This window comes from Pirellulales bacterium, from assembly GCA_035546535.1.
Taxonomy (GTDB): domain Bacteria; phylum Planctomycetota; class Planctomycetia; order Pirellulales; family JACPPG01; genus JACPPG01.
Map to the genome: position 1 here is coordinate 33,841 of DASZWQ010000180.1, position 22,641 is coordinate 56,481.

The window sequence follows — 22,641 nt, forward strand, 5'->3', positions numbered from 1 at the left end:
TGTCTAGCGCCCGGATCGCAGAAATTCTCTTGCCGTGCTGATCTGTGATGCGCTGAGTTTGTCGTTGGCGCGCAGATTCTGAATCGGATCGAACTTGCCTTCTTTGCAAGCCTCGCGAACTGCCTTGAGGAGCGGTCCGTCGCGCCCGACCAGCTTGATGAATTCCTCGACGCTCCTGCCATCGCCAACGACGACTTTTCCGCACAGTTTCTCCTGCGCGTCGCGATTGTACAGGATGCTGCGCGCCATCATCTCGTAGCCGGATGGGAAGGTGTCGCCGGCCGAGAACTTCCAATAGGTCTGATTCGGCGTCCGCAGCCGCCCGTTGGTTTCGATGATGGTGCCGGGCAGCTCAAGCGAATAATCAAAAGACTCCGCGTCACCCAACACGCTGATCAGCGGATAAATGCCAAAGGCGCTGTCGAGCGCGTGAACGAACGGGTCCTCTTCGAAGCCCAGTTTCTCTCCATGCGACTTCCAGTCAAATTCATTGAGCAACTTACTAATCGTGGCGACATCCTCTTTGGTCATCGGCTTGTTGTCGGTCCGTCGAACGTACTTCTGGACGGTTTCTTCGACGAGCTTTCCGAAAGGATCTTTGGCTTTCTCGTCCCAGCCAAAACCGCGTCGCCGTAGAACCTCAATCAGCTCGCGCTTGGTTGCGTCCTCTCCGAGGTGGTGCAGGCGCGCATCGTAAAACGTCGTCGCTAGCTCTTTGATTCCCGCCGGCGCTTCGTCTTGCAGAAACCTGATGAGCGGCGCGGCGTCATACGCATCTCCCAACGCGTCCGGCAGACCGCTTGTAACATACGGGCCGAAAATCTGCAGCAATCCTGCAATGCCGTCCAGGAATCGTTCGCGAGTCACGGAGTTGGTGACGGTTTCCTTCCAGCGGTACTCGACGAACAAGCCGAAATCGGTTCGCTCGAATTCGCGCGTGAGCGCGCTTAATCCCGATTCGGGCGTGGCCTTGTTGGCATACAGGTAGTGCAGCGGAATCTCGGCCGGCGACTTGAACGTACCGTGGGCCGTGAAGTACTCGTACTTGCCGAGCGGCGCGTTGTCCGGAGCTTTTTTCGGCGGACGCTCCGCGCCGGTGACCGACGTCCACTCCGCCATCCAGTCGGGCGAAAGGTCAGTGCTGTCGGGTGCAGCACCAGGCGGACGAGCGACGCGCGGCAGATAGCCCTCACGCGGCTGGATAATCGTGCGTTCACACGAGCCGTCAGACCGCACCACGGTCGTGGCATGAAACTGCGGAGGGTTGCAGCCGACCACGAGCATCAGGAACGCGGCGAGAAGCAGGCAAGGCCTAGAGTGCGCGTGCATACGCCACCTCCGCCAGATTCGATCCGCGCGGCCACGGATTTATTCCCGCCGACTTCGCGGACCGGCGCGCAGCTCGATGCGCTGAGACGGTGCTACTTGCGGCCCAGCAGGGCTTGCGCCTCGGCCACGACGTGATCGGCCGTGATGCCGAATTCCTTGAATAGTTGTCCGGCGGGGGCGCTCGCGCCAAAGCCGTGCATGCCGACGAACCGGCCGGCGAAGCCCAGGTAGCGTTCCCAGCCAAATTCCACGCCCGCCTCGACCGCCACGCGGGCCGTGACCGACGGCGGCAGTACGCTGTCGCGATACTCCTGCGGCTGCTCGTCGAAGAGTTCGAAGCAGGGAAGGCTGACCACGCGCGATTTCACGCCCCCGGCGGAAAGCTTCTCGTGTGCCGCCACGGCGAGACTCAATTCGCTGCCGGTGGCCAAAAGCAAAACGTCGGGCTTTCCGCCCGGCGCGTCGGCCAGAATGTATCCGCCGCGCGCCACGCCCGACGCAGGAGCGTATTTCGTGCGATCGAGCGTCGGCAGATTCTGCCGCGTCAGGCACAGCAACGAGGGCCGTTGCGTTTCCTTGAGCACGGCGCGGTACGTTTCGCTCACTTCGTTAGCATCGCCCGGGCGGAACACAAGCAGACGCGGGATGGCCCGCAGCGCGGCGTAATGCTCGACCGGCTGGTGCGTGGGACCGTCTTCGCCGACGCCGATCGAGTCGTGCGTGTAGACGTGAATGACCGGCAAGCCCATGATCGCGGCCAGTCGCAAGGTCGGCCGCAGGTAATCGCTGAACACCAGGAACGTCGACACGTAGGGGCGCAGGTTCGACAGCGCCATGCCGTTGGCGGCCGAGGCCATACCGTGCTCGCGAATGCCGAAGTGCATGTTGCGCCCGGTCGAATTCTCGGAAAACACGCCGGCGCCATCGAATTCCAGGAGCGTCATCGTCGAGGGGGCCAGGTCGGCCGCGCCTCCCATCAACCAGGGAATCTTGGCGGCCAGGCCGTTGAGGACCTTGCCCCCCGAGACGCGCGTAGCCAGCCCCTTGGCGTCGGCCGGGAAGGTCGGCAGTCCTTGCTCCCAACCGGCAGGCAACTCGCGCGCTTCCATCTGCCGCCACTCCGCGGCCAGCTCGGGATACTTCTTGGCGTACTCGTCGAAGCGCCGCTGCCAGTCGGCGAACAGTTCCTTACCGCGCTTGCCGACCTGCGCCGCGAAGTCGGCGCGGACTTCGTCAGGGACGAGGAACTTGGCGTCGGCCGGCCAGCCGTAGAATTCCTTCGTCAGCCGAATTTCATCCTCGCCCAAGGGACTGCCGTGGGCCGAATGCGTATCCTGCTTGTGCGGCGCGCCGTAGCCAATGTGGCTGCGAACGATAATCAAGGTCGGCGTATCGGTGTTGGCCTTGGCCTTTTCCAGGGCCGCGGTCAACGCGTCGAGATCGTTCGCGTCCGCCAGGTGCAGTACGGTCCAACCGTAACCTTCGAAGCGGCGGCCAACATCCTCGCTAAAGGCCAGGGACGTGTGTCCTTCGATCGTGATCTGGTTGTCGTCGTAGATCCAGCACAGGTTCGACAGCTTCAAGTGGCCCGCGATCGAAGCGGCTTCCGAGCTGATGCCTTCCATCAGGTCGCCGTCGCTGCACTGGACGAAGATGTGATAGTCGAACAGATCGAAGCCAGGCTTGTTGAAGTGGCCGGCCAGCCAGCGCTGCGCCACGGCAAAGCCGACGCTGTTGGCGATACCTTGTCCCAGCGGGCCGGTTGTCGTTTCGACGCCCGTCGTCCAGCCATGCTCGGGATGCCCTGGGCAGAGGCTGTGCAATTGGCGGAATAATTTGATCTGATCGAGCGGCACGGCCAATTCCTTGGTCGGCTGGCCATGGTCGTCGACGCGCTTGACGCCCGCCAGGTGCAGCGTGGCGTAGAGAAGCATCGAGGCGTGTCCACAGCTAAGGATGTACCGGTCGCGACCGGGCCACAGCGGGTGCTCGGGATCGTAGCGGAGGATACGGTTCCACAAGGCGTAAGCCACCGGCGCCAGGGCCATGGGGGTGCCGGGATGGCCGGAGTTCGCCGCCTGAACGGCGTCCATGGCCAACGTGCGGATGGTATTGATCGAGAGCTGTTCGATGCTCGTAGTGGTGGTAGCCATGATGATTCGTTGATTGTTGGCGGGGAGGCGGTCCGTGCGTGGCGCACGGTTGGAAAAGCGCGCCACCGTGAGTCGTCCGTGACGAAACATACCGCCGGGCTCCGCCATAAGCGGGCCCGTGCGTTGGCCGGCCTTGGCGGGCGCGTCATGCGGCCGTGGTGAGTCTAGGGGGCCGCCGACAAGGCGTCAATCGATCGACCGGCGGTTGCATCGCGCGGCTACCGCCATTTTGTCGGCGACATGACGCGTCCGCGAACTGACGCGTACCGCTAGTCATGCGCGGCGCAAGTGAGACACAATGCGCAGGTTGCGCTAGCCAGCTCTCGCGCAGCTCGGCTCACGGATCGTTGGGATTCAACACGCGGAAGACGATGGCCGCCACAACGCCGCCGGCCAGGTCAGCCAGGAAGTACAAGCCCAGATCGGCCGCCGAGGCGATGCCCAAGCGCCACAGGCCAACCGCCACGGCCGGGTTGAAAGCGCCGCGCGAGATATCCCCAACGGCGAAGGCGCCGGTCAACACCGTAAAGCCGATGGCCAAGCCATAGAACGAATTGCCAGCCGTATCCTTCGACGTCGCCACGTTGAGCACGACGTACACCAGCGCGAAGGTGAATAGAAACTCAGCCAGGAAAGCCGGATACGTCTCGATCGGGGCGTAGGGAACCGCCGCCACCCTTTCGGCACGCAGGGAAATGACGGCCGCGGCGGCGGCCACGGCGCCGAGGAACTGCACGATCCAATATCCGACCGCCTCGGGCAACGTCGTCCGCCCGCGCAGTAGCGCGCCGAGCGTGACCGCTGGATTATAATGCCCACCGGAAATATGCCCGCCGGCAAAGATCATCACCATCAGTGCCGAGCCGATGGCCAGGGGCGGAATGACCCCGCTGTTCTCAGGAGCTAAAACCGCGCAGCCAACGGTCAGGACGAGAAAGAACGTGCCGATGAATTCCGTGGCCAGCTTATTCATGACGAAAGGCTCCTGTGAATGAGTTGTGTCGGTCGCACGCTTCGCCGCGTTCGGCGAGCTTCGCATGGCCGCCCTGCGGCGCATCGTTCGAGCGACATGGAAACAGACTCAATCAGAAAGAAAAGATCGGCCGACGCATAGCCGAAAGTGAACGACAGGTAAGCGAAAGTCTATCCGAGCCCGCGTCGTTGACAAGCCATTTATTGCGGATTGCCTCCGGTGCGAAAACAGGGCCATTGCCGGAGAATCACGACGAACGGATAGCCGTCCCTGGCAGCGCAGCTCGAGGCCGGCAGCGCCTTAAACGCTGAAACGAATGTTCAGAATATCGTCGTCTTGCACGACGTAATCCTTGGGCTCCTGGCGCACCAGGTTCTGGGCCTTCACGTCGCGTTCGCTCCCCAGGCGGACCAGGTCGTGGCAGGTCATGACTTCGGCGCGGATGAACCCGCGGGCCAGGTCACTGTGGATGTTATCGGCCGCTTCGAGCGCCGTGCCTCCTTTGCGCATCATCCACGTACGGACCTCTTTCTCGCCGGCGGTGAAATACAACATCTGGCCCGAGACTTCCAGGATGGCTCGCAGGACCGCATCGCGATCCGTGCCCGAGAGGCCCAGGTCTCGTTCGAATTCGGCGCGCTCCTCGGGCGACATGCGCGCCAGTTCGCGTTCCAGGCCGACGCGCACGCCGAGCACCGGTCGATCGCCCCCCGCGGCCTTGGCCCGCGCTGCCGGGTCGGCCTCGTCATCGGCCACGTTCAAAACCACAAGCGCCGGCTTTTCCGTCAGCAGGCGAAAGCTGCGCGTAGCCTTGAGTTGTGGTTCGGTCATGGCCGATTCGGCCAGCGGCTGGCCGGCTTCCATGGCAGCCAACACTTCCTCGAGCGCGGCAAGCTCGGCCATCTCCTGCTCGCGATTGGGACGCGGCTTCTTGACACTTTCCTTCAACCGGTCGACGCGCCCCGAGACGATTTCCATATCGGCCAGCAGCAGGTCCTCTTGAAATCGGCCCAGGTCTCCTTCCGGCGCTCCGCGATCGAAAGCGGCTACGACCATGATCAGGCAACCGCAATCGCGCAGCAGTCCCAGGCGCGCCGGGTTCCCCTCGTGCGTTCGGCTCAACCCCGGCGTGTCGACGATCTCGAGCGCTGCGTAGGTGATTTTCTTGGGATGGTAGACGCCGCACAGGGCCGTGACGCGCGGCTCCGGCACGGGCGCCATGGCGCTTTGGCCGGTGTGGCTCTTGGCCGGGTCGGGCGCGACGCCGGTCAGCCATTCGAATAAAGTGCTTTTGCCCGAGCCCTGGTAGCCGATCAAGCCGATCTTCATGTGCGATCCTGCGTGCGACGTTCGCCGGCCAGCGCCAGTGCGTCGGCCAATTCGGAAAGGGCCTGTTCTACCGCAGTGGCTTCTTGACTGTCCAGGGTCCGGCGGCCGAAGCGCACGCGATAAAACAGCTCGACGACCTGTCGCGCCAGCGGCGCGGCAAAATTGGTGCGCGACGATTCGGCCAATTGGCCGCCAACGGCCAGCGCAAATTCACGCTGCGTCTGGCTGGGGGCACGGCGCAACTGCCGCTGGGCCAGGAGCATTTCGAAACGTCGATAGAAGGCGACGTCCGCGCTGCCGTGGTAATCCTCGGACGAGCCCCCGTCGGACCACCGTCGATAGCGGTTGACCACGAAGCGGATGAGGTAGTTGACGACCAGGAGCACGAGCATGATGACGATCGCGGCGACCGCCCCGCGCCAGCTAAACCAGCCACCATTGGTCAGGCCCCAGTAACCCGGACTGAGCCCGCGGACGATTGCGCGGGCCAGATTCTTCCAGGCGTGCGGGTCGGTCAGGCTGACGAGCGCAGCGACGATGCCTTGGCGCGTCGGGATGTAAACGGATTCTTGCTGCCGCGCATGATTGAGCCCCAGAACGTAATTCCGCCAAGCGCTGTGGATGTTGGCCAGGAACGATCTGATTCCCTCGACGACATAATTGCTGGCGTACGTCGTGGGGGCCGTTCCGACGCCTCCCGTGGGATCCATGATGAGCCAACCGCCGAGTTCGCGGTCGAAACCCGGCGTCAGCCGCGCCGGCAGATGCTGCGGATCGAGATAGGCTTCGACCCAGGCATGGGCATTCAGAGCACGAACCTGGTAATGGTTTTCCGACCACTCACCCCCTTTGAAACCGACCGCCAATCGCGAGGGAATGCCGATGGCTCGCAACATCAGCGCCAGGGCGCTGGCGTAGTACTCGCAATGCCCTACTCGGTTCTGCGTGACGAAGTCCTCGACCGGATCGAGTTCCGGATCGCGACGCACTTCGCCCAGCGAGTAGCGGAAGTTCGTCGGATCGCGGAGGAAATTAGCCAACACGCGGGCACGTTCCAGGTGGTCGTCGGCGGGAATATCGCGCACGATCTGCTCGGTCAGCGCCTTGGTGCCGGCCAGGGGATCAACGCCGCTGGCCGATGGGCCTGGCAGCGTCAACAATCGGCGGCGCGTTTTTCTATCCAACGGTACCGCGGCCTGCACGATCGTGGACAAGCGGCGATCGAAAATGCCGGTGGTCAGCAGCTCGTATTCGATCGTCGTTTCGTGACGACGCTCGGTACGCTGCAACTGGTCACCAGCCGGCGACCAAAGAATGTTCTCCCAAGTGACCGGCGAGTAATAGGGATAGATCGAGAACAGCACATCGGTGTCGAGAGGCTGCACGACGAAACGTTGGAGAATTGCCGGAGCGTCTTTGGGCGGCCGTCGCGCTTGAATCATATTGCCCGAATAGAAAAGTTCCTGCTTCCATTTGCGATTCGTATATACGCTCAGCACCACGCCGCGAAACAGGGGTTCGTCGACCAATTCGCAGGGCTTGTGTGTCACCGCGTCTTCGAGATACACCTGCATGATGTCTTCGTCGCTTTCGCTGATTGCGCCCATCTCGCCCAGCTGCACCTCGCTCGAGAAGCCGACCAACCGCTCGGTGGGCTCGGTATCCGTTTCGCGCCATTTACCGTGCTCGGCGCGCGGAACCGCAGCGAACACGACACAGGCCAGGCCGAATGCAATCACGCTGACGTTGGCAACCAGCCTGACCAGCGACAGGTTCAGCGCACCTTCGGTTTGCTGCTGCTGCGCGCTGCCGGTAAACAGCGGAGCTTGCGAGACTCGTAGCGGCACGAGGCTGGCGGGGGAAGGCAAGAAGGCCTCCGGCTCGGCCCCCGTGATGCGCGCCGATACGCGCAATTGCTCGCGATACAGGTAAAAGACGGTCAATACGCCACTTGCCAAGACGACGTACACCAAGAGCAGGACGCCAAACAGCAACGATTCATTGAGCGCCGTCGAGACGGCCGTCTCCATCATGCTCAGCGCGATCAGCAACCAATAAGTGGCGATGCTTTTTTCCTTCAGTTGCAAGACGAACTGCCCATACACGACGAAGCTCAAGAGCGCCAAGAGGCCCGCGTCCGACACGTCGCGCTGCCACTGAAAAATCGCGGCCACGACGGCGCACAGTCCGACCAGGTCGGCCAGGCGATCCGGCAATTTGATCCACCCCTTGACGTCGGTCAGATAGACCGAAGCGAACGCCACGATCACCGCGGCGACCGTGCGCGTGACGTCCCGCTCGCCCATCCCCAACAGCACGGTCGACAACGAGACGAGCGCCGCAATGCTGACTTGCAGTATTCGTTCCATGTGCAGGAAATGACCGGCCCTCGCCGGTGCATTACACGGGGATGAAATAGTCCGAGAGGTTCGTGTGGGCGACATTGATCGATTGCAAACGTCCCAGCCAGGCGCGCTGCCGGGGATTGCGCCACAATCGCTGGAAACGCTCGGTATCGCTCAAGTCCACCGGCCGGGTCGAGATCAGAATCGCGTTCGTGCCGGGTCGAGCCGCCTCGAGCGTCCTCGAAAGGGCTTCCGGCAACCGATCGGAATTCGCCCCTTCGGCCGTCGCCAGTGATTCCATCACTTCGCGAGTCAGGGCCAGCGACGTAGGACCACAGTTCCAATGAGTTTCGCGCGCAGCCACGGCGATCCACAACATTTGCCCGCCGCGACGGCAAAGATCCGACACGATCGAGGCGGCGAAGCTTACCGCCAGCTCGACATTCGCCAGATCGGTTTCGCTGGGCTCGTCGGGCTGCCACAGCTCCAAGACCAGCGCCAGGTCCTGGTTGCGCTGCTGCTCGAACTGGCGCACGACCGGCGTTTGCCGCCGGGCGCTCGTGCGCCAGTGGATCCACCGCCGGCTGTCACCGGGCCGCCAGTGGCGGAGACCGTAAAAGTCTCCCTCCAGCAGGCCTTGTCGCCGCTGCACGTGGCTGGAGCCGACGTCCGAGGATTGTTGCAACCGCTGCCAACGCCTGGTCAGGCGGCCAAGCCGGGGTAGCACCAGCAGGCTCTGCGGTTCTTCAATGGTCGTTTCGCCATGAATCATGCCGAACGGAAATCGTGTCGACAGGTGAATTGGTCCGAACTCGTAACGCCCGCGGCGCATGATCCGACCTCGATACGATTGCACGGCGTCGCCGCGAGCCGCGACATAGGGAACCAGTGTGCGGGCCGAGATGGCCGCTTCGCCAGACGGCGCGCCGATGCGGCGAATCTGGTCGTCGATCGTAATGGCCCACGAGGCCAGCCGCTTCTGCGGATTCACGACCGAGAGCTCGACCAGCAGCAAGTCGCCCGCCGCCGTGCTGCGCGGGATGCGCCGCTCGACCTTAAGACGCCGCAGCGTGGCCCACACCAGCCAGCGATTCACAAGCGGCAAGCTGACGAGCAAGGCGAATAGCGCCAACAGCAAGTTGATCTGTCGGATCAATGCTCCCGCCAACAAAAAGGCGAGCATCGTGATGTAACACAGCCCTTCGATCGTGATCTTGGGCAGTTGCGGAGTACGCATAAGTGGCGACGGCTCGCGCGTCGAGTCAAGGTTCGAATGCTCGCCGGACTGATGCTGCGGAAAATTCCCTCGTTCGCTTTACGTCGGCACGGGCAGATCGTCGACGAAGCGTTGAATGATCGCTTCCACGGCGCTGCGCTGGTTGCCGTGCAGATAGGCCTTGGTGATCACGCGATGCGCCAAAACCGGCACCGCCAACCGCTTGATATCGTCGGGCACGACGTAATCGCGTCCTTCGATCAATGCGAGCGCCTGGCTCGCCCGATACAAGCACAAGGCTCCGCGGGTGCTGGCGCCGACGTGCAGATCGTCGCTATTGCGCGTGGCGTCGACCAGGTCGAGCAGGTAATGGTGAATGGCCTCGTCCATCGTTACGCGGCGCACTGCCTCTTGCAGAGCGATCACCTGCTGGCAATCCAGCACGGGCGTCAACTGGTCGACCGGTTCTCCCTGCCGGTGGCTGGTGAGCACCTGCAACTCTTCCTCGCGCTCGGGGTAACCGATGCTCGATTGCAACAAGAACCGGTCGAGCTGGCTTTCGGGCAGGGGATAGGTTCCTTCGAACTCGAACGGATTCTGCGTAGCGATCACCATGAAGGGGCGTGGCAGCCGATAGGTCTGGCCATCGACCGACACCTGGCCGTCGCTCATGGCTTCCAACAGGGCGCTTTGCGTGCGGGGCGTGGTGCGATTGATCTCGTCGGCCAAAACGATGTTCGAAAAAATCGGCCCCTGGCTGAAAAAGAACTCGCTCGTCTTCGAGTCGAACACGCTCGAGCCGACGATATCGCCAGGGAGCAGGTCGGGGGTGAATTGAATGCGGCAGAAGCGCGCGTTGATGCTCTTGGCCAGCGCCTTGCCGACCAAGGTTTTGCCGACGCCGGGCACGTCCTCGAGCAAGACGTGCTCGCCGGACAGGAGCGCCGCTACGCAGAGCCGGACGACGCGCGGCTTGCCGAGAACGACTTTGCCGATGTTCGCTTCTAATTCACCGACCAGGCTGTGCAGCTCGGGCGTCATAGGGGGCAGTCCACCAGGAGTGTTCCGAGCGACGCGCATTTTTGCGTCGCGTGCCTCGTTCCAGGAAAGCGCACCGGGCACCGCCACGTCCGGGCCGCCACGAACGAATGACATTTTATGTTAGTCGCTGAAAAGTGGGAGGGTCCACCCCCTGCCGTCAGTCCCGCCAACCCGGCGAGTAGGACTACTCCGCGTGATACGTACGCAGCGGGATATCACCCGGATAATCCCCGAGATTCAACAACTGGGCCCGTTGCTGGCGGGCCCGCTCAATCCGGCGCCACTCGCGAACCTCACGCGCCGCAAACGTTAGCGCCATAGCAATTACTGCCGTGAGCGCTAGCAACGTCCGCAGGCGGAAACGTAGCCAGGACTTTCCGGTGCGCGTGGTTGGCGCGACTTCCTTCATGTTGGTGCGCGTGAAATAACGGTTGAACACCGGCGCGGGGGGCGGCCGTTATCCCTGATTCGCCACTGCGGTCATTTTATCGGGCGGCCGCCGCGGCGCGACCGAAAAATCACTTTGGCGGGCCTAACTGCCGTGCTTCAAAGCGTTCCAGCGCCAGGGTATACTGCCCGATCACCTTTTTTGGCCGCCGTGCTGACAGGCCGGCAGCCTCCCTATTCGCGGCAGGTCGATCCCGTGATCATCGTACTTAAGCCCAACGTTACCGAGCAGCAGATCGAGCACGTCGTCCAGCGCGTCGAGGCCCTGGGCCTGAAGGCGCATCTCAGCCGGGGCACATATCGCACGATTATCGGCGTCATCGGCGACGAGGCCAAAACGCAAGTCGCCCCGCTGGAGGCTATTCCTGGCGTGGCCCAGGTCGTACCGATCCTGCCCCCTTACAAGCTCGCCAGCCTGGAAGCTCATCCCACGCCCAGCGTCGTGGAAGTGGCCGGCGTCAAGTTCGGCGGCGGCTACTTGGGTATGATCGCCGGACCGTGCGCGGTGGAAAGCGCCGAACGCCTGGACGCCATCGCCGGCGCCGTCAAAGCCGCCGGGGCCAATGTGCTGCGCGGCGGTGCCTTCAAGCCACGCACCAGCCCCTATGCCTTCCAGGGGCTAGGCGAAGATGGGCTGAAGATCCTCCGCGATACCGGTGACAAATACGGCATGCCGATCGTTACCGAGGTCATGGATCCGCGCCGCGTGGAACTTGTGGATCGTTACACCGATATGTTCCAGATCGGTGCCCGCAACATGCAGAACTTCAACCTGCTCACCGAAGTCGGCCAGACGCGCCGGCCCGTGCTCTTGAAGCGCGGCATGAGCGCCAGCGTCAAAGACCTGCTGATGAGCGCGGAATACATCCTCGCCCAGGGAAATGCCAACGTCGTGCTTTGCGAGCGCGGCATCAAGAGCTTCGACAATGCCACGCGCAATCTGTTCGACGTGGCCGCGGTTCCGCTGGCGAAAACGCTATCGCACCTGCCCATCATCGTTGACCCCAGCCATGCTACGGGGCGCCCCGACTTGATTCCCGCCTGCGCTCTGGCGGGCGTCGCGGCCGGCGCCGACGGGGTCCATATCGAGGTCCACAACTGCCCGGAAGAGGCCCTTTCCGACGGTGAGCAGGCGCTCTTGCCCGAGCAGTATGTCGAGATCGCCGATCAGATTCGGAAGCTGGCCGAACTGCTGGGCAAGACGGTCTCACAACCGGCAGGAGCAAGCGTATGAGACGGCCGCTGATCGCGGGCAATTGGAAAATGAATCTCGATCGGGCCGGCGCCGTGGCGCTGGCCCAGGCCGTGGCCGCCAAGGCCAACGATTATCCTTCGGCCGATCTATTGGTGTGTCCCCCGTCGGTCTATATCGACGCCGTGGCGGCGGTGCTGCGCGGTACGCCTGTGGCCTGGGGGGCTCAGAACATGTATCACGAGCCTAACGGCGCCTTCACCGGCGAGACAAGCGCCTCGATGCTGGTCGACCTGGGCTGCCGGTACGTCATCCTGGGGCACAGCGAGCGCCGGCACATCCTGGGCGAGACCGACGACCAGGTGCGGGCCAAGACCGTCGCGGCCCTGGCCGCCGGCTTGATCCCGGTCGTTTGCGTGGGCGAGCTCTTGAGCGAGCGGCAAGCCGGCCACACCCAGGGCGTGATCGCCCGGCAAATGGCCGGATCGCTAGCGGGCCTTTCTGCGGCGGACATGGAGAAGACGGTGATTGCCTATGAGCCTGTCTGGGCCATTGGCACCGGACAGGTGGCCACGCCCGAACAGGCCGAGGAGGTGCATCGAGACCTTCGCAGAATCGTCACGGATCGATACAATACTGCGACCGCGGAAAAGGTCCGGATTTTGTATGGCGGCAGCGTCAAGCCGGGTAATGCCGGCGAACTGCTGGCACAGCCGGACATCGACGGGGCGCTCATCGGCGGGGCCAGCCTGAAGGCGGACGACTTTTTGGGCATTGCCGCCGCGGCGCGCTAGAGGCCGCCGCGGCGCGCAAAAGGCCGCTGGGGCGCGTTAGCAAGGATTGCGAACGTATCGGGCGAGAGCCTGGCGCCGGTGGCACCGGCGTTTTCATCCGCTCGCCTTTAACGGACAAGTCGTGCAGGAGAATTTGCCATGTTCGGCGGGATCCTGATGGTGTTGATGTTTCTGGTCGCCTTGTTCTTGATCCTGCTGGTGCTCATCCAGCGCGGACGTGGCGGCGGTCTGGCCGGCGCGTTCGGCGGCATGGGCGGACAAAGTGCTTTCGGCACGAAAGCGGGCGACCTGTTCACGCGTATCACGATCGGCGCCGCCGCGGTCTGGGTTCTGCTGTGCGTGCTGTCGGTCAAGTACTACAACACACCTGATACGTTCAGCAGCAAGCTGGGCGGAGCCGCGAAGATTGACCTGACGCCCGGCGGTCAGAATCCCGCCACCGGTGGCATGCCGAACGCGGGCACTCCGGGCAAATCGACCGAAGCGCCGGCGGAAACTCCGGCGGCCGGTGCTACCGAAACGCCTGCGGCTACAGAAACTCCCGCGGCGCCGGGTGCTGCGGAAACGCCCGCCGCGAGTCCGCCGGCCGAGGCCCCGGCGGCCGAAACGGCTCCCGCCGAAGCCCCGAAGCAGTAGCGGCGGCGCGTGAGGATGGGCCTTCGCCTGGCGTTACGTGCTGCTCGAGCAGCGGCGTTTTGGCATCGTTGTTTTTACGTCCGTGCCGTTTGACCTGCGGAGTCTGCGACCGTGCTACTGAGCATGACCGGATACGGCGAAGCTCGCAGCAAGCTCGATGGACGCAGCGCGTGGGTCGAAGTCCGAACGATCAACGGGCGCTACTTCAAGCTCACGACCAAGTGCCTGGAAGCGTACAACGCGTTCGAGCCCGACATCGAGCAGGTCGTGCGGCGGCAAATCCGCCGCGGCTCGGTGCAGATCACGCTCCGGGTCGAGCGTCCGCGCAGCGGCGACGCCGGCGGCATCAACGCCCCCTTGCTGGACTCCTACCGGCAACAACTGCTGGCCTTGTTTCAGCAATGGCGCGTGGACGATCCCTTGCCCTACGGCGCGCTCCTGGCCTTGCCGGGCGTGGTGGCCGACCAGCCGGTTTCGAGCAGCGAGCTCTCGGAGGATTGGCCGCTGATCGAAGCGACCCTCGAAGCGGCGCTAGCCAACCTGGCCGGCATGCGCACGAAAGAGGGAGCGGCGATGGCCGCCGACCTTGCGGATAACTGCCGGCAGATCGCGGCCGAACTGACGCAGGTCGAGTCGCGGGCGCCGCTGGTGGCCGAAAGCTACCGCACCCGGCTGAACGATCGGTTGCAGAAGACGTTGGAACAGTACCAGGTCACGCTCGACCCGGCGGACCTGATTAAGGAAGTCAGCATCTTCGCCGAGCGTTCGGACATTTCCGAAGAAACGGTCCGGCTGCGGAGTCACCTGGAACAGTTCGACCTGTTGCTCAAGGCCGACGAGAGTTCCGGACGGAAGCTCGAATTCCTCACCCAGGAAATGTTCCGCGAGGCCAATACCATCGGCTCGAAGGCCAACGACGTCGCCATTTCGCGCCATGTGATCGAGATCAAGGCCGCGATCGAGCGCATCCGGGAAATGATCCAGAACGTCGAGTAACGAACCGCCTTTCACACCGCTCCTAGCTCGTTGATGTCGACCAGACCGGGCCAACTTGTGATCGTTTCAGGACCCTCGGGGGCGGGCAAGACCACGCTCTTGCAGCGCGTTTTCCGCGACAGCGAGTTGCCCCTGGTAGGAAGCGTCTCGGCCACCACCCGCAAACCGCGACCGGGCGAGCAGGATGGCGTCGATTACCATTTTCTCAGCCCCGAGGAATTCGCCCGTCGCCGCCAGCAGGGGGATTTTCTCGAATCTTGCGAAGTCTTCGGCCAAGGCGACTGGTACGGCACCCTGCGGGATGAGGTCACCCCTAGCCTGGCGGCGGGCAAGTGGGTAGTCTTGGAGATTGACGTGCAGGGGACGCGGGAGGTGTTGCGGCACTATCCGGCGGCCCTGACGATCTTTGTAGAGCCCGGCTCGCTCGATGAACTTGAGCGGCGACTGCGTGACCGGGGCACTGAGAATCCCGCGGCGCTCGAGCGGCGGCTGCAAGTGGCCCGCCGCGAGATCCAATCGATCGACATCTATCGCTACCGGGTCGTAAACGACGAAATCGATCGCGCCACGCGCGCGATTTGCGAAATCCTGAACCAGGCAAGCCTGCAGCAAGTAGGAGACGTCTCGGAATGATTGACGAACTGCGCGAGGAACGGATCGTGAACAAGGTGGGCGGGCGCTTCAAGCTTTCCACGCTCATCCAGAAGCGCCTGGTCGCCCTGAACGCCGGCAGCCGGCCGCTCGTGAATCTCGACACGCACGACAAGCTCGAAATCGTGATCCAGGAGATCATGCAGGACAAGATCTATCTCGATTCGTCAGCCAACTTGCGCATCACGGGCGAGCCCGAAGCGGGCGGCGGTCCTCCGGAGTTGGATCTTAGCGATCTATGAACGGGCGCGAGATCGTGGTCGGCGTCACCGGCGGCGTAGCGGCCTACAAGACCGCGGCGCTGGTGAGCCAATTGGTGCAGGCGGGGGCGGGCGTGTCCGTCGTGCTCTCAGCCTCGGCGCGCGAATTCATCGGCGCCGCCACGTTCGAGGCTTTGACCGGCCGCACGGTGAACACCGGCGTCTTTCACGAGCCTGAACATCCGCTCGGCGCGCACATCGATCTAGCGACGCGTGGTGAAATTCTGTGCGTGGCGCCCGCGACCGCGAATTTCATGGGCAAGGTCGCGCACGGGTTGGCCGACGATCTCTTGAGCACGTTGGCGCTGAGCTTCACGGGCCCCATCATGCTGGCGCCGGCCATGAATTGCGAAATGTGGGACAAGCCCTCCGTGCAGCGGAACGTCGAGCAATTGCGCGCGGATGGTGTGATCCTGGTCGGCCCCGAGGAAGGCTGGCTCAGTTGCCGGCAGCGCGGAATGGGCCGCATGTCGGCGCCGGAAAAGATCTTCGCGGCCATCGCCGAACAGCTCGCGCGCACTTCGAAAAAGTAAAACCGCACGCGCGATTCCAATGGCCCGCATCCTGATTACTTCCGGCCCGACGCGGCAGTATCTCGACCCGGTGCGTTATCTGACCAACGCCTCGAGCGGCCGCATGGGGCGTGCCCTGGCCGCGAGTGCCCTGGCCGCCGGGCACGAGGTGATCATCGTCAGCGGGCCGGTGGATGTCGAATATCCTGCCGGCGTGAAGGTCATTCCCGTCGTGTCGACCGAAGACATGCTCGCGCAGTGCCAGGCCGTGTTCGACGAGTGTGACGGGTTGATCGGCGTCGCCGCCCCGTGCGACTACCGGCCGGTGAAAGTCGCGCCGGGCAAGATCAACAAGACTGGCGAGCCCCTCGTGCTGCACCTGATCGAAACGCCTGATGTGGTCGCGACGCTGGGTGCGGCCAAAACGCATCAGTGGCTCGTAGGCTTTGCCCTGGAGACCGACGACCACCGCCTGCGAGCACTGGCAAAACTGGAAAAGAAGCATTGCGACCTGATGGTCTCGAACGGTCCCGAGGCGATGCATTCGCTCGATACGCAGGTCGAATTGATCGATCCAAGTGGCGCCGTCGTGCAGGCGCTATCGGGCACGAAGGAAGAAGTCGCCGACGGCATCTTCCGCGTGATCCAGGAGCGGCTGATCGCTGGCTGGAAAGGGTAGAACCTTTTGGGTGCCACTGGTGGCTCGTCCACCAGTGCCGCGCAGGGTAGCGACGTTTGAAACGTCGTCTACGAGCCTGACGCCAGGGCCTCTTCCGCATCGGGAGCGGCGTCGTCCCTCGTCTGCGTAGCCGCTGTGCCGACAAGCCGCAGCAGCGTGATCTCGGGCCGGCAGTTGTAGCGCACCGGAAATAGCCCTGACACGCCGCGGCTGACGTGCATGAGCGTGGGAGATTTGTAATACAACCCGCCGGCATACCGGGTGCCGTAGATGCTGGGCGCCAAGAGTGCTCCGATGATAGGAAACCGAATCTGCCCGCCGTGGGTGTGGCCGGCCAGCATCAGGTCGTAGCGGCGGCGGCGGGCCCAATTGATTTGATCGGGCGCGTGAGAAAGCAGAATCCGCAGCGAGCACGAGGCGCCCGCCTGCTGCTCCTCGGCGTCGGCGTCATGTTCCGGCACAATCCAGGGGAGTTCGTTGCCCGTGAGCAAAACATTTTCGCCGGCAATCTCCAGGCGCTTCGAATGGCCGCCCAGGTTCGTGATGCCCGCCTCGGCCATTTTCTTTCGTAGCGCCGGCACATCGACCCACACGTCGTGATTGCCTGCGATCCCGTACACCCCCAGCGGAGCGTTCAGCCGACCGAGCGTCGGCACAATCCACTCGAGGCACTCTTCGGAATCGACAATGTCGCCGGTAATCGCCACCAGGTCGGGGGCCAGGGCGTTGGTGAGATCGACCATCTCGTGAAAGAAGTCGACTGAAATCCGCCCGCTCATGTGCATATCGGAGAGATGCGCGATCGACAGCCCTTCGAGCCGTTCCGGCAATTGCGGCAGTGCCAGCGTTCGCTCGGCGATTTCTACCTGGAACACTTCGTTTCCCGGTACCAGCGCGCCGTAGCGGCCTGCGCCGTGCAGCAATTGCTTGCCGGAGAGATTTTGCGCGAAGTCGATGCAGCGGACGCGGAGTGTCGTCTGGTGCGCCGGGTCGCGCCGGAACCATCCGGACAGAAGCCACCACGGCATCGGCACGAGCGCCACCAGGACGCACAGCGCCGCGTAAAACTCGGCCACTGTGGCCAGGGATGAATTGGAAAGAGACTCCACCCAGCCGGGCATTTCGATCGGCAACCGGGCGGCGAGCGCAGGCGAAGCCGTCAAAGCCGCGAGCGCCACCACCAACGGTCCACCAACGAATCCGATTAGCGCCACGAGCGAACAACCGTGTACGAGCGGTCGCCAGATGCCCAGGCCGTGCGAGCGGTTGAGAAACGTGATCCACAGCGCCGCATTGCCCACCAGGGCGAGCACCAGCAGCAGGGAGGCAGGGAGCGGCTCCATCCAGATGTCCTTACAACGTGACGCTATGGAACGATTGTTCCATGCCGACGAATGATTAGCCTTGGCGCACCATGCGAGAAGAATTGGACACTTTTTCTACAGTGTCAAGCAGGGCGTCCAAACGAAACGGCTTGTACAGCACGGCGTCGGCCTGCAGGCCCGCCTGCCGCGCCTTGACGATGGAATGGCCGGGGTCGTATCCGAAACCGGTCATCAGCACCATGGGCACCGCGTCGAGGATGCCCTGCAGCTTGAGCATCAACTCGTAGCCGTTCATGTCGGGCAGGCGAATGTCGGCGATGATGCAATCGTAGGCGGTGCCCGGCGCCAGGTTGCGCACCATGCACACCGCTTCGCTAGCGTCGTGCGCGGTTTCAACAATGCAGCCGTAGCGCTCGAGCAAGTCGTGCGCGGCGATGCGCACGTTCTCGTCAGCGTCGACGACCAGCACTTGCAGACCGCGCAGCTGCGGCCGCAATTGATTCTGCATCGGCTGCGGATGGGCCTGGCTGGGGGCCATCTTCTGGCCCACTTTCTGAATGACTTGCTTGATGTCGCGGGCATTGCGGAGGATGCTTTGCAACCGCTCGGCGACATCCGGGTCGTGACCGATGTAGCGCTCCATCAAGTTCACGGCGTCATTGAGAATGTCGTCGACCGGCATAGCCACGGCGCGATGCACGGCTTCGATGTTTTCGACGACGGTGGTCGCCTTTTCGGCGACGAGCAGTTCCAGCGTATTGAGCGCCACGGCCACGTCGCGCGTGAAAATCTCCAGGAACTGCATGTCACTTTCGGTGAACGCCCGCGGCTCAGGGCTTTCGACATTGAAAGTGCCGATGACCTCATCGTGCAGGATCAACGGGACGGTCAGCGAGCTTTTGGCTCCCTTACACCCTTCGAGATACAAGGGATCTTCGGTGGTGTCCTCGCACAGATAGCTCTTGCCGGTCGCAGCGACGAAGCCGGTCACGCCGTTGTTCTGCAATTGTGCGTACAGCGAGCGATCCATGGCCTCGGGCACCATGCCGGCCGCCAACAGCGGTTCGAGCTTGCCAGTGGCGCTATCCAGGAGGCGAATCTCGACGACGTCGAAATTCAACAGGTCCTGCGTGAAATGCAGAATGTTCGACTTCAAGAGCTCGATGCGCTCTTCGATCGACATGTGCGAAAGTTCATCGGGCGACAGGTCGGCCAGTTCGACGCCGGCCTGATGAATCGCGGCCAGTTTTTGCTGCTGCAGAACCTCGCTCGTGACGTCACGAATCGTGACGATCAAATTCTGCGCCGGGCCATCCGCGTCGCAAACCGGCATGGCGTGTACGCGGAAATAATGATTGTCGTTCGACCGCAGCGTGGAACAGCTACGCGCGCCGGTGGCGAGCGCCGTGTGGAACGGACAAAAGTCGGGCCCGAGAATTTCGGGACTGCCCAGCACGGCGTAGAAGTTCAGACCGACGATCGATTCCCTGCCGGTCCAGTCGCGCAGACGACCGTTGCCCCAGATGACGGTATTGTCACCATCCAAGAGGACGACGCCGTCGGGCATCTGTTCCAGGATGCGTTCGTTCTGCAGGAGCTTGCCGAGTTCGAGCGCTTCGCCCAGATGGGGCGAGGCGACGAAGACGCCGTCGAATTTTTCGCGTGCCAGCCGGGCAAAAGCGCGAATCGGGTTCTGGACGGCAACGGTTTCCACCGTGCTCCCGAGGCGTGCCAATAATGGGGCCGTGTCCTCGCCCGCGTCCCCTAGCAGCAGGATTCTGGGTCTTTCCGTCAAAGGCCCTAACTCCCGGCAGATCTGAATAATCCGTAATTGATTATAGGGTCGCCCGTTGCGACAAACAACCGGAGCACGTGCGTCCTTCAGGTTCCATCGGACGCGCGCCGCCGCTTGAATCAGCCCTCCACGCTATCGGTTCAGCTTTCCTGGTTTTCGCCCACGACAGGACTGACACTTGCTGCGCCACCGTCATGTCCGGACAGTCCTAATGAGGGGCAAGCGCGCCGCGTTTCTTGGCAATCATCTGCAACAAGGCGTGCTGCGGATCGGCGAATTTCTTCAGCCCTTCCTCCATCAACGTCTCTTCCAGGTGCTTGATATCGACCTTGGCGTCAATCTCGTCGAGCACGGCCTGGGGGGGCAATTCATCGACGTGGCGCGTGATCGTTCGGCCGCTTTTTTCCACCGCTTCGTTCGTGGCCGGAGGATTGGTCTCGATGTCGCTGCCGGCGAACGCCTCGACGTACTTCCAGGGAGGATCTTCCTTCTTTTTCGTGCCGGTGCTGGCAAAGATCATTTCCTGGGAAAGCGGCGTCTTGTTCTGCTTCCAGAACTCGACATTCGTGGCCCAGATCCGCTTGGCGTTGACGATACCCACCATGCCCTGCGCCGCGGGCGAGAGGCTGGGGACGGCCTTTTCGGTGTAAACGTCCAACCGCGACACAAAGATGCTGTAAACGCTCTTGAAGTGACTTAAACCGCTGCGGCGTCGGGCGCCGCGCCACACGGCGTCGCGGGCGGCGATGTACTGTCGCATGCTGAAGATCAGGGTGACGTTCACTGTTACACCCGCCGCGACGAGTTCTTCGAGAGCCCCCAGCCCCGCGGGCGTTGCCGGCACCTTGATCATGCGGTTCTTGTGCCCGGCCGCCCATTTCTTTCCCAACTGGATGTAGTGCTTGCTGCGCTCTTCCTGCGACATGGTTTGCCGCACGTCCTCCAGCAGGGGGTCGAGCTCGAAGCTGACGTACCCGTCGTTGCCGCCGGTTTTCTCCCAAACCGGTAGAAAGACCTGCTGAGCGCCGCGGACCAACTGATCGGTCATCTGCCAGGCGATTTCCTCGTCCGAGAGCCCCTTCTGCAGCAACTCCTCCAGGCTGCTATCAAAGCGCCCGGTTTCGAGCAGTCCCGACACGATGATCGGGTTCGAGGTAGCACCGCTGGCGCCCAGGGCGAAGTTCTCGGCGACCAAATCGGGATCGATGGAATCGAGCCACAGCTTCGTTCCACTGGCAATGAGGGACCTGAGGGGGGACGTCATCATGGCACCTCGACAACTTTGCAAAGTGTTTTGAATTATTGCTTTGTGTCGCAAAAAGAATCGGCATTTCGGCGATTTCGTCGCCCGGAAGCCTGCGTCCGGCCTGAGAATAACACAATCGGAAAGTCGGTGCCATTGAAGCGGACGCATGGGATGAAATTCCGATTACAGCGACTGGGGTGGATACATCGGCTTCGATCGATTTCGAGGAATTTAACGGTTATTCCTGTTTTGCGGGGCTCAACCGGCCGATTAGGAATGGGACACTCGGGCCTACGGGCTCGCAGTGTTTGCCAGTTCCCTGACTCTACGCGTCTCCGCGTAATGCGCGACAACGCTTAGGAGCTCGTTCGTGCCGCGAGTGCTGTCAAAGCTTGCGATCGCCGTCGCGTTGGCCCTGGCGCCGCCGCTGGCCGTGTGCGGTTCCGCGCAAAGCACGGATTACGCCATGGCGTTGCGCCGGCAAGGCTACGTGCAGCCGGTCGAAGAGGAGGTCATCGAGCCTGGCGTCATGGAAGAACCGGCCGATGGCCCAGAGGCTTATTACGACGAAGACGACGGGCCGCTGGTCGGCGAGTTCGGCGAGCAATTCGACGACAACTCGTGCTTATTCCCGGGCGCGGGCCCCTATGAAGAGAACGAGTCGCTGTTTCCCGACGGCACTTTCAAGAACTGCGGCCCGATGTGGTACTCGAACGTCGCGTTCACGATGATGCAGCGATCGGCGCCCACGCACCAGGGAACAGCGCTACCGGTTGCACAGAATCTCGAAGAAATATTCTCGAGCACTACCTCCATAATCACCAGACCGTTGGTGATGGGCACGAGCGGTGTGGACTTTCATTTCACGCCGGGCATGCGAGCCACGCTAGGGCGCAATCTGTTCGAAGACATCCTGCACCGGCAACACTCGGTTGAATTCACGTTCATCGGGCTGAATACCTGGTCCACCAGCGGCGTGGCGATTGGCTCGGGACAAATCACTGGGCCGAATTTTATCAGGGCTGCCAACCTCTTTTCGCTATTTCCGTTTGCCGTCGGCGGTTTCAACAACGCGACGATGATGACCATGGCTGATTCTTCCAGTTTCAGCAACTGGGAGCTCAACTACCGCATCGCCAAGCTGCCGCGCCCCGACCGCATTACGCAGCTTCCCGATGGCACGTGGATGCAGGTCGCGACGCCAACGCTCGTGCCGTCATTCCTGTTCGGCTTTCGCATGTTCAACCTCAACGATCACTTTAATTGGTTCAGCACGGGCACAAATACGAACGGAACCACGTTCACCGGCGTTTACAACGTCAAGACGACCAACCTTCTGGCCGGTGCCCAGATCGGCGGCGACCTCGTCATGAACCAAAACATCTGGCAGTTAGGCATGCGCGCGAAAGCCGGCGTGTACGGGAATCTGGCCCGTCAATGGTCTGACGTCGAAATCAACGATCCCGTGGCTGGCAATTCGTCGGGAAGCGGTCAGGGACAGGTGCCCACGACGGCGTTCATTGGCGACTTGGGCTTTTTCGGCACGACCCGCCTCACCGAGCGGATCCACTTCCGTGCTGGGTACGACCTGATATGGGTCGGCGGCATCGCCAATGCCGCGGAACAGTTGCAGTACACCACCAACATCGCCCCGGTGGTACGCAAGAACGGCCACATGCTGCTGCAAGGCGTGAACCTGGGCTTCGATATTTGCTGGTAGGC

General features: G+C 62.7%; 19 protein-coding genes. 9 read left to right on the top strand and 10 right to left on the bottom strand.

The genetic code is table 11. From position 1 onward, the window contains the following. Window positions 1-3: 3 nt before the first annotated feature. The 7 genes from VHD36_20755 to VHD36_20785 form a co-directional block, all read right to left on the bottom strand. Window positions 4-1,329, bottom strand: coding sequence for a hypothetical protein (locus VHD36_20755; GenBank protein HVU89773.1), 1,326 nt, complete (start codon window positions 1,327-1,329; stop codon window positions 4-6). A gap of 92 nt (window positions 1,330-1,421) precedes the next feature. Beyond that, window positions 1,422-3,482 (bottom strand): transketolase, encoded by a 2,061-nt coding sequence (gene tkt / locus VHD36_20760; protein HVU89774.1) that lies wholly within the window; start codon window positions 3,480-3,482, stop codon window positions 1,422-1,424. Window positions 3,483-3,819: 337 nt separating this feature from the next. Next, window positions 3,820-4,455 (bottom strand): aquaporin, encoded by a 636-nt coding sequence (locus tag VHD36_20765; protein HVU89775.1) that lies wholly within the window; start codon window positions 4,453-4,455, stop codon window positions 3,820-3,822. Window positions 4,456-4,755: 300 nt separating this feature from the next. After that, entirely contained in the window at window positions 4,756-5,784 is a 1,029-nt protein-coding gene (locus VHD36_20770; protein ID HVU89776.1) for a DUF933 domain-containing protein, read from the bottom strand. Then, window positions 5,781-8,153, bottom strand: a complete 2,373-nt coding sequence (locus VHD36_20775; protein ID HVU89777.1) for a DUF3488 and transglutaminase-like domain-containing protein — start codon at window positions 8,151-8,153, stop codon at window positions 5,781-5,783. The genes VHD36_20770 and VHD36_20775 overlap by 4 nt, the downstream gene beginning before the upstream one ends. A gap of 31 nt (window positions 8,154-8,184) precedes the next feature. Beyond that, window positions 8,185-9,366 carry a DUF58 domain-containing protein gene (locus tag VHD36_20780; protein HVU89778.1) on the bottom strand — a complete coding sequence of 394 codons (1,182 nt, stop codon included), beginning with the start codon at window positions 9,364-9,366 and terminating at the stop codon, window positions 8,185-8,187. A gap of 78 nt (window positions 9,367-9,444) precedes the next feature. After that, window positions 9,445-10,341: a MoxR family ATPase gene (locus VHD36_20785; protein ID HVU89779.1), complete on the bottom strand. Its 897-nt coding sequence runs from the start codon at window positions 10,339-10,341 to the stop codon at window positions 9,445-9,447. A 688-nt stretch (window positions 10,342-11,029) separates the two neighbouring features. Here VHD36_20785 and aroF point away from each other — a divergent pair. The 8 genes from aroF to VHD36_20825 all read left to right on the top strand — a co-directional run bounded on the left by aroF (window position 11,030) and on the right by VHD36_20825 (window position 16,553). Further along, window positions 11,030-12,067 carry a 3-deoxy-7-phosphoheptulonate synthase gene (gene aroF / locus VHD36_20790; protein ID HVU89780.1) on the top strand — a complete coding sequence of 346 codons (1,038 nt, stop codon included), beginning with the start codon at window positions 11,030-11,032 and terminating at the stop codon, window positions 12,065-12,067. Next, window positions 12,064-12,819, top strand: coding sequence for a triose-phosphate isomerase (gene tpiA / locus VHD36_20795; protein HVU89781.1), 756 nt, complete (start codon window positions 12,064-12,066; stop codon window positions 12,817-12,819). The genes aroF and tpiA overlap by 4 nt, the downstream gene beginning before the upstream one ends. Window positions 12,820-12,957: 138 nt before the next feature. Beyond that, a complete protein-coding gene (secG, locus tag VHD36_20800) occupies window positions 12,958-13,455 on the top strand; it encodes a preprotein translocase subunit SecG (protein HVU89782.1) in 498 nt (165 codons plus the stop codon). A gap of 123 nt (window positions 13,456-13,578) precedes the next feature. Then, window positions 13,579-14,451, top strand: coding sequence for a YicC/YloC family endoribonuclease (locus VHD36_20805; GenBank protein ID HVU89783.1), 873 nt, complete (start codon window positions 13,579-13,581; stop codon window positions 14,449-14,451). Between the two features lie 33 nt (window positions 14,452-14,484). Further along, window positions 14,485-15,084, top strand: a complete 600-nt coding sequence (gene gmk / locus VHD36_20810) for a guanylate kinase (GenBank protein ID HVU89784.1) — start codon at window positions 14,485-14,487, stop codon at window positions 15,082-15,084. Next, entirely contained in the window at window positions 15,081-15,344 is a 264-nt protein-coding gene (locus VHD36_20815) for a DNA-directed RNA polymerase subunit omega (protein ID HVU89785.1), read from the top strand. Before gmk ends, VHD36_20815 begins: the two co-directional genes overlap by 4 nt. Then, window positions 15,341-15,895: a flavoprotein gene (locus VHD36_20820; protein ID HVU89786.1), complete on the top strand. Its 555-nt coding sequence runs from the start codon at window positions 15,341-15,343 to the stop codon at window positions 15,893-15,895. The genes VHD36_20815 and VHD36_20820 overlap by 4 nt, the downstream gene beginning before the upstream one ends. A 19-nt stretch (window positions 15,896-15,914) precedes the next feature. Next, window positions 15,915-16,553 (top strand): phosphopantothenoylcysteine decarboxylase, encoded by a 639-nt coding sequence (locus VHD36_20825; protein ID HVU89787.1) that lies wholly within the window; start codon window positions 15,915-15,917, stop codon window positions 16,551-16,553. 68 nt (window positions 16,554-16,621) lie between these two features. On the opposite strand, the gene VHD36_20830 is transcribed toward VHD36_20825, so the two are convergent. The 3 genes from VHD36_20830 to VHD36_20840 form a co-directional block, all read right to left on the bottom strand. Then, window positions 16,622-17,896, bottom strand: a complete 1,275-nt coding sequence (locus VHD36_20830) for a metallophosphoesterase (protein HVU89788.1) — start codon at window positions 17,894-17,896, stop codon at window positions 16,622-16,624. A gap of 55 nt (window positions 17,897-17,951) precedes the next feature. Continuing rightward, entirely contained in the window at window positions 17,952-19,592 is a 1,641-nt protein-coding gene (locus VHD36_20835; protein HVU89789.1) for a response regulator, read from the bottom strand. Between the two features lie 289 nt (window positions 19,593-19,881). Beyond that, window positions 19,882-20,940, bottom strand: coding sequence for a transaldolase family protein (locus tag VHD36_20840; GenBank protein ID HVU89790.1), 1,059 nt, complete (start codon window positions 20,938-20,940; stop codon window positions 19,882-19,884). A gap of 349 nt (window positions 20,941-21,289) precedes the next feature. Here VHD36_20840 and VHD36_20845 point away from each other — a divergent pair, with 349 nt between their 5' ends. Next, window positions 21,290-22,639: a BBP7 family outer membrane beta-barrel protein gene (locus VHD36_20845; GenBank protein ID HVU89791.1), complete on the top strand. Its 1,350-nt coding sequence runs from the start codon at window positions 21,290-21,292 to the stop codon at window positions 22,637-22,639. The last annotated feature ends 2 nt before the right edge of the window (window positions 22,640-22,641 follow it).